Origin of the sequence: Halopseudomonas pelagia (assembly GCF_009497895.1) — a bacterium.
Lineage (GTDB): Bacteria > Pseudomonadota > Gammaproteobacteria > Pseudomonadales > Pseudomonadaceae > Halopseudomonas > Halopseudomonas pelagia_A.
Map to the genome: position 1 here is coordinate 3,755,692 of NZ_CP033116.1, position 11,980 is coordinate 3,767,671.

The window sequence follows — 11,980 nt, forward strand, 5'->3', positions numbered from 1 at the left end:
CCCAGATATTTGTTCAATCCTACAGCAATTGGCCTAGCCTAAGCGAACCAAAGGACAGCCCATTATTGCAAAGTATGTTGCCGCAGAAAGGCATCCGGCTGCCATCCTTCACGCTTGAGCAAGCGATTGAAATCACTGCGCTGCAGGCGAAGATCAAGCTGTTGTCGGCCGTCATCGGCGATGCGCTCACCCACCACCGCACCGACCTCATAAAACTGCGCGCGCAATCGCGCTTCCGCATGCTCCAGCAATACCGATTCCTGCATAACGTCCTGCCCCAGCCGCTCGGCCATGGCCTGCTCCACCAGCTCCAGGCCAAGGCCTTGCTGAGCAGAAACCCAGACGCGTACCGGCACGCCTGATTCATCACGCTGAATATGCGGCTCCAGACCGTCCAGCAGATCAATCTTGTTGTATACCTCGAGAATCGGCAGTTCAATCGCGCCGATCTCCGTCAACACTTTGACCACCTGCTCGATGTGCGAGGTGCGATCCGCGTCGGCTGCATCAATTACATGCAGCAGGAAATCCGCCTGGCTGGACTCCTCCAGCGTAGCGCGAAAAGCTTCTACCAGTTTGTGCGGCAAATGGCGGATAAAACCCACCGTGTCGGCAAGGATTGCCGGACCAACATCCTCCAACTCGATGCGCCTAAGCGTCGGATCCAGCGTCGCAAACAGCTGATCGGCCGCGTATACGGTCGAACTGGTCAGTATATTGAATAGCGTCGATTTACCAGCGTTGGTATAACCCACCAGCGACACCACCGGCACCTCGGCACGCCGCCGCGAACGACGAGCCTGCTCGCGTTGGCTGCGGACTTTTTCCAGGCGCCGGGTGATCTGTTTGATTCGCTCGCGCAGAAGACGTCGATCCGTTTCCAGCTGAGTTTCACCCGGTCCGCGCAGGCCTATACCGCCCTTCTGTCGCTCAAGGTGAGTCCAACCGCGTACTAGCCGGGTGCTTAGATGATCAAGCTGGGCGAGTTCGACCTGCAGCTTGCCCTCGTGGGTACGGGCGCGCTGGGCGAAAATATCGAGGATCAAACCGGTACGATCAATTACACGGCACTTGAGCTCACGCTCAAGGTTACGCTCCTGACTGGGTGTCAAGACGTAATTGAAGATAACCAGATCCGCTTCATGCTCGGCTACGCTGGCTTGCAGCTCTTCAACCTTGCCAGCGCCGATTAGAAAGCGCGGACTGGGTCGATGGCGGTTGACGGTGAGAAAGGCAGCAATATCAGCGCCGGCCGAATTGGCCAGCTCGACAAACTCCTGAGGGTCTTCCCGGGTGCGCTCGTCCTGACCTTCGAGGTGAACCAGAATGGCGCGCTCACCCCCTTCATGGCGCTCGAAAAACAATCAGACCTCCCGAAAAATCAAGGTGCTTCTGTCTCTAGCTCGTCACCACTGCCCTGAACCGGCAAGCGCACTGGACGCCCAGGTACAACGGTAGAGATAGCATGCTTGTATACCATCTGGCTGACCGTGTTCTTCAGCAGGATGACAAACTGGTCGAATGACTCAATCTGGCCTTGCAGCTTGATGCCGTTGACCAGATAAATGGATACCGGAACCCGTTCCTTGCGCAGAACGTTCAGGTAAGGGTCTTGTAGTGAATGCCCTTTTGACATTACCTCACTCCTTATGGAAAGCTTATTTGTAAGCATTAAATAATGCGTTTTCACCGAACTGTCCATTATCCATAGGGAAAGTCGGTACCAATTCTCAAACAACCATCTGAAATCAAGATTAGCAGAACACTGGAAACTTATATTGTGCTTGAATCCAGCGCTTTCAAGGCCTGATCAAATCTTTTTGGGTCGAGGCTATCAAACCATTGAATTTCAGCCTTCCAACCACGTAGCCAGGTAAGCTGTCGCTTAGCCAACTGGCGGGTAGCGATAGTCCCTCGTTCGACCGCCTCATCCCTGGAGAGTTTCCCTTCCAGGTAATCCCAGACTTGTCGATAGCCTACCGCCCGGATTGACGGCAATCCCACGTGCAAATCCGGCCTTGCGTACAAGGCTCTGACTTCGTCTACCAGACCCTGTTGCATCATCAAGGAAAAGCGTTCAGCGATGCGTTGATGCAGCACCTGGCGCTCCACCGGCGCGATCGACAGATAGCGCATAGTATAAGGCAAAAAAGAGGATCCGGGCGTCTGGCCCGTGGCTTTTTCTGACGCCTGCCGCCCGTGCCAGTCACTCAGCGTGACACCCGAGATCAGGTAAACTTCGTAGGCTCGCTGGATCCGCTGGGGGTCGTTTGGGTGAATACGCAGGGCTGCTTGCGGATCCACTTCGGCGAGCCTGGCATGCACTGACTGCCATCCTTCCGCCGCCGCCAGGCTCTCAATCTGCGCGCGGATCAGCGGGTCAGCTACTGGCATACTGGCAATACCATCGGCCAGCGCCTTGAAATACAGCATGGTGCCGCCAACCAGCAGAGGAATGCGCCCGCGGGCATGAATATCACTGATCAGCGCCTGTGCGTCCGTGCAAAAGCGCGCAGCCGAATAGGCTTCAGCGGGGTCGAGAATATCGACCAGATGATGGGGGTACCGGGCTAGTGTTCCGGCGTCGGGTTTGGCGGTACCGATATCCATACCGCGATAAACCAGCGCCGAATCGACGCTCACCAGCTCGCAGGGCAAATGCTCGGCCAGATGCAATGCAAGGTCAGTCTTGCCTGCCGCGGTAGGACCCATCAGGCAGATCACCGGAGGTTTAACCACCATACTCACGCAACACTCCGATACATTTTATTGCCCATTACATAGCAGCAAATAGACCGCAAAGGCTTAGCGCCCGCGCAGAAATAGTTTATCCAGCTCGACCATGCCCATCTGTGTCCAGGTAGGCCGGCCGTGATTGCATTGCCCGCTACGCTCGGTCTGTTCCATATCTCTCAACAACGCATTCATTTCTGTCAGCGTCAGCCTTCGATTGGCTCTTACCGAGCCGTGGCATGCCATGGTTGACAGTAGCTCATTGCGATGCGCTTCAATACGATCACTGGTACCGTATTCCAGCAGATCACTGAGCACATCACGTACCAGCTGCACTGCATCGGCCTGGCGTAGCAACGCGGGGATTTCACGGATACCCAAAGTTTCCGGCCCCATGCGCTGCAACTCGAAACCCAGGCGAGAAAACCAGTCCGCATGCTCTTCAGCGCAATCAGCTTCGCGCTGACTCACCGCCAGCGATTCCGGGACCAGCAAAGGCTGGCCACGCAACCCTTCCTGATCCATCGCCAATTTGAGCCGCTCATAGGTAATGCGCTCGTGTGCCGCATGCATATCTACCACCACCAGCCCTTGGGCGTTCTCAGCCAGAATATACACCCCGTGCAACTGCGCTACAGCGTACCCCAGCGGTGGCACATCTTGCTGTTGTGTACTTTCCGTCAATTCGCCAGCCCCCATAGGCGAATTGCCGTACAAGGTGGAGAAGCCTTGCAAAGCCCCAGTCACTTCGCCTGCCGAGGGCCGTTGCGGCTGAAATGCAGGCTGCGCTGACCAGGATGCAGCCGGCTCATTCAGCGACATGCGCTCTTGGCCGGAGAAAACGCCTGCAGAAGCTCCGGTCATCTGGGGAGCCAATTGCGCTGGCGCTTCGGTCCCGCCTTCAGCGCCGGGCTGATCACCCGGCCGCTGAGCGGCCAGCGCTCGATGCAGGGTGCTGAAGAGAAAATCATGGACCATGCGGCCATCACGAAAACGGACTTCATGCTTGGTCGGGTGCACGTTGACGTCAACCACCGCAGGATCCACTTCCAGAAACAGCACGAAGGTCGGGTGCCGGCCGTTAAACAGCACATCCCGGTACGCCTGGCGCACGGCATGCACGACCAATTTGTCTTTGATCATGCGACCGTTGACGAAGAAATATTGCAGATCCGCCTGGCTGCGCGAGAATGTTGGCAAGCCTACCCAACCCCATAGCCGCAGACCGCTGCGTTCACTGTCGATAGACAGCGACTGCTCAACAAAGGCTGGCCCGCAAACGCTGGCCACACGCCGGCGTGCTTCCTGCTCGCCGTGCGCAGGGCGCAGGCTGAATACGGTGCGGCCGTTATGCCGGAGGCTGAACGCGACATCGAAGCGCGATAACGCCAGGCGTTTGACCACCTCTTCAAGATGGCTGAATTCGGTTTTTTCGGTGCGCAAAAATTTGCGCCGGGCTGGCGTATTGAAAAACAGATCTCGCACTTCCACCGTAGTGCCACGCGGATGCGCTGCGGGTTGCAGCCGCGGCTGCATGTCACGGCCTTCGGTCTCGACCTGCCAGGCCTGGTCGGCTCCAGCGGTGCAAGATGTCATCGTCAGCCTGGACACGGAGCTGACAGAAGCCAGCGCTTCGCCGCGAAACCCCAGGGTCGCAACACGCTCCAAATCGTCCAGATCACGGATCTTACTGGTCGCATGGCGCGACAGCGCCAGCGGCAGGTCGTCTTGGACGATGCCGCTACCATCGTCGCGCACGCGCAGCAATTTAACCCCGCCCTGCTCGACTTCGATATCAATACGCATCGCGCCGGCATCCAGGCTGTTCTCCAGCAACTCCTTGATCACCGAAGCAGGTCTTTCAACCACCTCACCGGCGGCAATCTGGTTTGCCAGACGCGGGCTGAGCAGCTGAATTCGTGTCATTTCAGGGCTCATTCTGCACCAGCATGCTGCCGGCCGGCACTTTCAGTGTCTGACCGGGCTGGATCTTGTCACTGCGCAGATTATTCGCGTCTCTCAGACTGGAAACACTGATCCCGTAACGGTTGGCAATAATAGACAAGGTGTCACCGCGCGAGACCGTATGCTCTGCAGGCCTGTGAGCCTGCAGCTTGCCGCCGGCCTTCAGCGCGGCCAAACGGGTACCGGGTGGCGGGTAACGGTGGAAATAGTCGCGAATGCCCGTATGCATGGCTCTGGCCAAGGCTTGCTGATGGCTCTTGGTCACCAGTTTTTTCGCCTCTCCAGGATTCGAGATAAATCCGGTTTCTACCAGAATGGAGGGTATATCCGGCGACTTGAGCACCATGAAACCCGCCTGCTCGACACGCCGCTTGTGCAGCGGCGTAATCTTGCCGACAGCAGCCAGCACCTGCTGACCGACATCCAGGCTGGCAGACAAGGTCGCCGTCATCGACAGGTCAAGCAGCACGCTGGCCAATACCTGATCCTTGTTATCCAGGCTCACCCCACCCACGCCGCCTATCAGGTCAGAACGGTTCTCGCGGTCCGCCAGTAATCGCGCAGTTTCCGAGGTAGCACCACGATCAGACAAAGCGAACACCGACGCGCCGAAGGCACTGGCACGGGTAAATGCATCTGCATGTACGGACACGAACAAATCGGCGCTGTGTTTGCGGGCAATTTCGGTGCGTTTGCGCAGCGGAATAAAGTAGTCGCCCGTGCGCACCAGCACAGCCTTGAACCCGGGCTCAGCATCAATCAGACGCTGGAGCTCTCGGGAGATAGCCAGCACCACATTCTTCTCACGCACCCCCCCAGGCCCTAGCGCGCCCGGATCCTCCCCGCCGTGGCCGGCATCGAGGGCGATGATGATTAACCGATCGCCGCCCGCCGTGTTCGCTTTGGGCGCGGTGCTCGGGGGCAGCGGAGTGGCCACATCAGGTGTCGGCAGGGAAATGCTCTCGCGCGGCTGATCGTTGTCGAACAGATCGATGACCAGACGGTGACCATATTGCTGGTTGGGCGGCAACGCAAAGCTCTTGGCCGTCACGCCCTGAGACAGATCAAGCACCACGCGCAGGCTCGACGCATCTCGCGGCGCCGAACGCAAGCCGGTCAGCGGCGTACCTTCCAGCGGCAGCGAGTTGGTGTTGGCAGAGAAACTGGCCCCGGTGATGTCAATGACGATCCGCTCGGGACTGGAAAGGGTAAACAGCGTGTGGTCTGCGGGCCCCGTCAGGTCGAAAACCAGTCGAGTATTGTCTGGCGCGCGCCAGAGGCGTACGTTCTGAATGTCAGCGGCCTGCAGCAGGCCAGACATCAACAGGCACAGACTGATGATCATCCATTTGAGCATTGCTCGACTCCCGGCATTTCTGATCACGTGTGCACATCTTCCCGATTATTGTGTAGGCGCTGGCATGCCGCCAGACCATGGGCACTCTGCCCCGCTATGTTTAGCTGCCGACCAGGTCCTTTGGGGCTTATGGTAATGGTCAGATCAGCCGTTGGCAAAACTCCCTTGCCTTTATCCGGCCACTCTACAAGACACAGGCTCTCGGGGCTAAAGTAATCACGTACACCCAGAAACTCCAGCTCCTCCGGATCCAGCAAGCGATACAGGTCAAAGTGGTAAATGGCGCCGCTGTTCAGTTCGTAGGGTTCGACCAACGTGAACGTCGGGCTCTTGACTGCACCCTGGTGACCACGCCCCCGAATCAAACCACGGCTCAAAGTCGTTTTTCCGGCCCCCAGGTCGCCCTGCAAATAGATCACTCCGCGCCCTTCCATCGCGTGACCGACGGCCGCGCCCAGAGCCTCCATGGCTTGGTCACCCTCTGCGTAAAACACTTCGATCATGTTGTTTCCCGTACATTAAGCCAGTGTCTGATTGGCTTCATCAGGTCCCCGGCGAGCACTCCCCGGTCATCACCGGCAGCCGCCATGTCACCCGCCAGCGCATGCACCAGCACCGCATAACGCGCAGCGTCCCCCGCCTTCAAGCCTTGCGCCAATAACGCGCCTGCAAGCCCGGAGAGCACATCACCCATGCCAGCGGTGGCCATTCCCGGGTTGCCAAAAGTGCAGATACTCGGCGATGCACCTTGATCGTCAGCGGAGGCGACCAGACTACCCACACCCTTGAGGACCACGGCGCAGCCGAAGCGTTCCACCAGGCAGGCCAATGCGCGCAACCTGTCGGCCTGCACTTGGGTCGTAGTCCACCCAAGCAATCGAGCTGCTTCCGCCGGGTGTGGCGTAATCAGATCATGCCGGCTCAGATGATTCTCGGCCGAGCGCTGCGCCAGCAGGTTCAATGCATCTGCATCCAGGACACGCGGCACCTGGGTAGCGAAGGCCAGTTGAAACAGGCTTTGCGACCATGCCGACTGCCCCAATCCCGGCCCTATCACCACCACATCCGCACGCGCCGATAAGACCTCGACGTCTTCCGGACCACTGACAGCAATCGCCATCACTTCGGGACAACGACTCAGCAGCGGCCCGACATGCTCGCCGCGCGTAGCCACGGTGACCCTGCCTGCACCGCTGCGCAAAGCTGCTTCTGCGGCCAGGATAACGGCTCCACCCATACCATGGTCGCCACCTATCACCAATACGTGACCGAACAACCCCTTGTGCGCCGAACGAGGCCTGGCCGGCATTACGCTAACCCATTCTTCCAACACCAGCCGCATCAACGTAGGGGCTGGGATATCCTCTGGCAAGGGCGCTAAACCAGCGTATCGAAGCAGCCCTGTCAGGTCTGGGCCCTGGCCGGTCAGAAGTCCGGGTTTTAGGCTGATGAAGGTGACCGTTAGATCCGCCTGCACTGCTGCGCCCAATATTATTCCTCGATCTGCATCCAGCCCACTGGGAATATCCACCGCCACCACCGGCAGGCCGCTCGCGTTAACCGCATTAATCGCGCAGAGGAAAGGCTCGCGCACCTCGCCCTTGAGCCCGGTACCGAGCATCGCGTCCAGCACTATGCCGACCAGCAGCGTATCTGGCTGCCACGGAGCAATGCTGACTCCTGCGGATAGCGCCGCCTGCCAGGCCCGTCTGGCATCGCCGCTCAGCTCGGCCGGCTCACAAAGTGTGAACACGTTGACCTGCCATCCAGCCCGCGCGGCAAGCAGGGCAACCAGATAGCCATCGCCGCCGTTATTGCCCTTGCCACAGAGCACCGTTAGTTGATTGGCATGCGGCCATTGCTGCAGCAGTTCCAGCCACAACGCCTCTGCCGCGCGCTGCATCAACTCCAGCCCGGATAACCCGGCGGCGATGATCGATGCATCAATCGCACGTGTTTGCGCTGCACTGTAAACCGACTTGGGCCAACCTGTGGTCATCAGCATGCTACCTGTCGCGTTGTCTGGCACAATTATAGAGACCTGCCGCCTTTTACCCTAATGACTTCAACCAACAGTGAATTAATAAACCATGCCCGTTCCCCACAGCACATCCGACCTGACACAACTGGCCGAGCAGATTCGCCAGCTGGGGTTGGCGCTGGGCTTTCAGCAGCTGGGGATCAGCGATGCCGCCACCGGCCCGCACGAAGCTCACCTGAAGCGCTGGCTGGATGCCGGCTATCAGGGGGAAATGCAGTGGATGGCCAGCCACGGCACCAAGCGGACGCGCCCGGTTGAACTGGTTCCGGGTACGCAGCGGGTGATTTCCGTGCGCATGGACTATTTACCGGCCGATAGCGCGATGGCCAAGCGGCTGGGTCAGCCGGATACCGCCTACATTTCGCGTTACGCTCTGGGCCGTGACTATCATAAGCTGATGCGCCGCCGCCTGCAGCAGTTGGCGGAACAGATTCAAGCGTTGATCGGACCGTTCGGCTACCGCGCCTTTGTTGATAGCGCTCCGGTCATGGAGCGAGGCCTGGCCACCCAGGCAGGGCTTGGGTGGATTGGCAAGAACACCATGCTGCTCAACCGGCAGGCGGGTAGTTACTTCTTTCTCGGCGAGCTCTTCACCGATTTGCCGCTGCCGCTGGATGACGCCTATGAGGACGAACATTGCGGCCGCTGCACTGCCTGTCTGGATAAATGCCCCACCAATGCCTTTGTTGGCCCACAGGTGCTTGATGCTCGGCGCTGCATTTCCTACCTGACCATCGAGCTGAAAGGCGCAATACCTGAAGACCTGCGGCCGATGATGGGCAATCGGGTATTCGGCTGTGACGATTGCCAGATGGTATGCCCGTGGAATCGCTTCGCCAAACCGACCAGGGAAGCTGATTTCAGCCCGCGCCATGATCTGGACCAGGCCTCACTGGTTAGCTTGTTTCGCTGGGACGAGCAGACCTTTTTACAGAATACCGAAGGCTCGCCCATCCGCCGCATCGGCCACGAGCGCTGGTTGCGCAATCTGGCCGTTGGGCTGGGCAACGCCAGCAGCAGCATACCGGTGATCGAAGCGCTCAAAGATCGCCTTTCACACCCGTCGGAGCTGGTCCGCGAACACGTGATCTGGGCACTTGAGCGCCACGGGATTACCGCTGAAACTTAATATTTAATGAAATGCTCGCGGTAATATTTCAGTTCCGCAATCGAGTCGTAGATATCATCCAGCGCCAGGTGGCTGCCACGTTTTTTGAAACCGCTCTTGAGCGCTGGCGCCCAGCGCGCCACCAGCTCTTTCAGGGTCGAGACATCCAGATTACGGTAGTGGAAATACACCTCCAGCTCGGGCATACCGCGATAGAGAAAGCGCCGATCCTGGCAGATGCTGTTGCCGCACATCGGAGACTTGCCGGCAGGGACCCATTGCTCAAGGAACTCTAGGGTCTGCCGCTGCGCCTCATCAGCATTAGTCTGACTGTCACGCACCCGCTGAGTCAGACCCGACTGACCATGCTGTCGGGTGTTCCACTCGTCCATACCCTGCAGCAGCGCGTCGGCCTGTTTCACTGCCATCACCGGGCCTTCAGCCAGCACATTGAGCTGGGAATCCGTGACCACTGTGGCAATTTCGATGATCACGTCGTTATCCGGGTCCAGACCGGTCATTTCCAGGTCGATCCAGATCAAATTCTCGGGATTGGGCATGCGAGCTCCGTGCTTGTTCGGTTAATGGTGTGGCGATCAGTATACGCGGCGCGTGATACACTCGCGCAACTTCCAGGAACAGCATCCCATGGCAAAGCGACACCTCACCCGACGTCAGAACTGGCGTATCCAGAAAATCCAAGACGAGCGCGCCGTGCGCGCCAGCAGGCGCGCCGACATGGCCGAGGAAAGTCTGATCGGCGGCGATCTGGGCCCGGAGCAGCAAGGCCTGGTAATCGCTCACTTCGGCGTGCAGGTAGACGTTGAAACCACTGAAGGGAGCGAAGCCGGCCTGATCAGGCGCTGCCATTTGCGCGCCAACCTACCAGCCATGGTCACGGGTGACCGGGTTATCTGGCGAGCGGACAATCAGAACGGCGGCGTGATTGTCGCGCAACTGCCGCGCCAATCCGAACTCAGCCGCCCCGACCACCGCGGCCAGCTCAAGCCGGTGGCGGCGAATGTCGAACGCCTGGTGATTGTATTCGCCCCACTGCCGACGCCCTACACCACGCTGATTGATCGCTACCTGGTGGCCGCCGAGCAATCCGGACTTGAGCCCCTGCTGATTCTCAACAAGGCTGATTTGCTGGCTCAGGGCGAATACGCGCAGATCCGCACCTGGCTCGATGTCTATGCGCGCCTGGGCTATCAGGTACTGGAGCTCTCGGCCAGTTCAGGCAGCGGACTAGACCAGTTGCGCGCGGCACTGCGTGATCACATCAGCGTATTCGTTGGCCAGTCCGGGGTCGGTAAATCGTCTCTGATCAACGCCTTGTTGCCAGGAATTGATCTGCGCGTTGGCGCCCTGTCGGAGTCCAGCGGCCAGGGCACGCATACCACCACCACGGCCAAACTCTTTCACTTCCCCGACGGCGGCGACCTGATAGACTCGCCCGGCATCCGCGAATTCGGGCTTACGCATATCAGTCATGACGACCTGCTTGAGGGTTTTGTCGAGTTTCGACCGTATCTTGGACATTGCCGTTTTCGTGATTGCCAACATCTGCACGAACCGGGCTGCGCGTTGTTGGGCGCAGTGGAGAGCGGCGACATTTCAGCCAGCCGCATCAGCAGTTATCGGCATATTCTCTCCAGCATTGGCCCCGCCAGCTACTAATCCGGTTTACGGGTTGCGCAGCGGCTCGAGCGCATTGATGTCGTCAAACAGATTGGCCGGGCGCTGCGGGGCGCTATCTGACGGAGCAGAATCGAAGGCTGGCTCAGCCTCCGATTCTGTCGGCTGGGCCGATTCGACTGGAGTCGTTTCCTGTGCTTGTGAACCTGGAGCATCCTGGGGCACATTCGAATCCAGCGGGACCTCAGACGAATCCACCTCTGCCTGCTCGTCATTGTTCCCATTGGCATTAAGAATTTTTTCCTCAGCCTGCTTGTTCAGCACGACAATATCAATGCGTCGATTGATCGGGTTCAAAGGCTGATTCCGATCAAACAGCGCCGAGTCGGCGTAACCGACTACCCGCGCCAACTGACTCTCGGGATACCCCGCGGTTAGCAGGGTGCGCCGGGCCGCATTGGCGCGCTCCGTGGAAAGCTCCCAATTACCGTACCCTCGCCGGCCCACGAACGGCTGCGCATCAGTGTGGCCGCCCACGCTGATCTTCTTCGGCACCACGGCAATGGTATCGCTCAACGCCAGCAAAATTTCTTCAAAATAAGGCTGCAACTGGGCGCTGCCGCTGGCAAACATCGGGCGATTTTCTGCATCCACAATCTGGATCCGTAAACCATCCTGGGTAATCTCCAGCAGTATCTGGTCCTTGAAGCGCTGCAGCACTGGCTCGACGTCAATCTTGTTCTGCAATTCCTGCAGCAGCATGTCGAGCTCCAGCTTTTCAACCTGCTCGGCCAAGGTTTTTATGCTCTCAGCGTCAGTGGGCAGGGGCTGGCTTTCATCGACGTCGCTTTCAATTTCTTCGCTGTCGTTCAATGTGCGGTCGGGCGCAACCGTAGGCGTGCCGCCTAGATCAATCGCAAAGGGGCTGCCGCCCTCGGAAAAGCCAACCGGGTCATTGAAGTAACCCGAAATCATCTTCAACTGCTCAGGCGTAGCCGTGGACATCAGCCACATGACCAGGAAGAAGGCCATCATTGCCACGGCAAAATCGGCGAATGCAATCTTCCAGGCACCACCATGATGCCCATCGCCCTTGCGGCTGATGCGTTTAACGATAATCGGTTGATTATTATCCACC

General features: G+C 58.7%; 11 protein-coding genes. 2 read left to right on the forward strand and 9 right to left on the reverse strand.

Annotation, left to right across the window (positions count from 1 at the left end):
- Nucleotides 1-62: 62 nt before the first annotated feature.
- From hflX to EAO82_RS17380, 7 genes are all read right to left on the reverse strand, one after another.
- The gene (gene hflX, locus EAO82_RS17350; RefSeq protein WP_096348418.1) at nt 63-1,364 is read right to left on the reverse strand and encodes a ribosome rescue GTPase HflX; all 1,302 of its coding nucleotides are present in this window, start codon (nt 1,362-1,364) and stop codon (nt 63-65) included.
- Between the two features lie 17 nt (nt 1,365-1,381).
- Nucleotides 1,382-1,636 (reverse strand): RNA chaperone Hfq, encoded by a 255-nt coding sequence (gene hfq, locus EAO82_RS17355; protein WP_096348419.1) that lies wholly within the window; start codon nt 1,634-1,636, stop codon nt 1,382-1,384.
- A 137-nt stretch (nt 1,637-1,773) separates the two neighbouring features.
- Nucleotides 1,774-2,742 (reverse strand): tRNA (adenosine(37)-N6)-dimethylallyltransferase MiaA, encoded by a 969-nt coding sequence (gene miaA, locus EAO82_RS17360; RefSeq protein WP_096348420.1) that lies wholly within the window; start codon nt 2,740-2,742, stop codon nt 1,774-1,776.
- A gap of 63 nt (nt 2,743-2,805) precedes the next feature.
- Nucleotides 2,806-4,671 (reverse strand): DNA mismatch repair endonuclease MutL, encoded by a 1,866-nt coding sequence (mutL, locus tag EAO82_RS17365; RefSeq protein ID WP_410402959.1) that lies wholly within the window; start codon nt 4,669-4,671, stop codon nt 2,806-2,808.
- On the reverse strand, nt 4,661-6,055 hold the full coding sequence (locus EAO82_RS17370) for an N-acetylmuramoyl-L-alanine amidase (RefSeq protein ID WP_096348422.1): 1,395 nt from the start codon (nt 6,053-6,055) through the stop codon (nt 4,661-4,663). The genes mutL and EAO82_RS17370 overlap by 11 nt, the downstream gene beginning before the upstream one ends.
- 23 nt (nt 6,056-6,078) lie before the next feature.
- The gene (gene tsaE, locus EAO82_RS17375) at nt 6,079-6,558 is read right to left on the reverse strand and encodes a tRNA (adenosine(37)-N6)-threonylcarbamoyltransferase complex ATPase subunit type 1 TsaE (RefSeq protein ID WP_096348423.1); all 480 of its coding nucleotides are present in this window, start codon (nt 6,556-6,558) and stop codon (nt 6,079-6,081) included.
- Nucleotides 6,555-8,054: an NAD(P)H-hydrate dehydratase gene (locus EAO82_RS17380; RefSeq protein ID WP_231703239.1), complete on the reverse strand. Its 1,500-nt coding sequence runs from the start codon at nt 8,052-8,054 to the stop codon at nt 6,555-6,557. The genes tsaE and EAO82_RS17380 overlap by 4 nt, the downstream gene beginning before the upstream one ends.
- Before the next feature lie 91 nt (nt 8,055-8,145).
- On the opposite strand from EAO82_RS17380, the gene queG reads away from it, so the two are divergent.
- Nucleotides 8,146-9,225, forward strand: a complete 1,080-nt coding sequence (gene queG / locus EAO82_RS17385) for a tRNA epoxyqueuosine(34) reductase QueG (RefSeq protein ID WP_096348425.1) — start codon at nt 8,146-8,148, stop codon at nt 9,223-9,225.
- On the opposite strand, the gene orn is transcribed toward queG, so the two are convergent.
- The gene (orn, locus tag EAO82_RS17390) at nt 9,222-9,764 is read right to left on the reverse strand and encodes an oligoribonuclease (RefSeq protein WP_096348426.1); all 543 of its coding nucleotides are present in this window, start codon (nt 9,762-9,764) and stop codon (nt 9,222-9,224) included. The genes queG and orn overlap by 4 nt on opposite strands.
- Before the next feature lie 88 nt (nt 9,765-9,852).
- On the opposite strand from orn, the gene rsgA reads away from it, so the two are divergent.
- Complete coding sequence (gene rsgA, locus EAO82_RS17395) at nt 9,853-10,884, forward strand: small ribosomal subunit biogenesis GTPase RsgA (RefSeq protein WP_096348427.1); 1,032 nt, start codon at nt 9,853-9,855, stop codon at nt 10,882-10,884.
- Between the two features lie 6 nt (nt 10,885-10,890).
- Here the strand turns inward: rsgA and motB are convergent, their stop codons facing one another.
- Nucleotides 10,891-11,979 carry a flagellar motor protein MotB gene (gene motB / locus EAO82_RS17400; protein ID WP_096348428.1) on the reverse strand — a complete coding sequence of 363 codons (1,089 nt, stop codon included), beginning with the start codon at nt 11,977-11,979 and terminating at the stop codon, nt 10,891-10,893.
- Nucleotide 11,980: the final 1 nt, after the last annotated feature.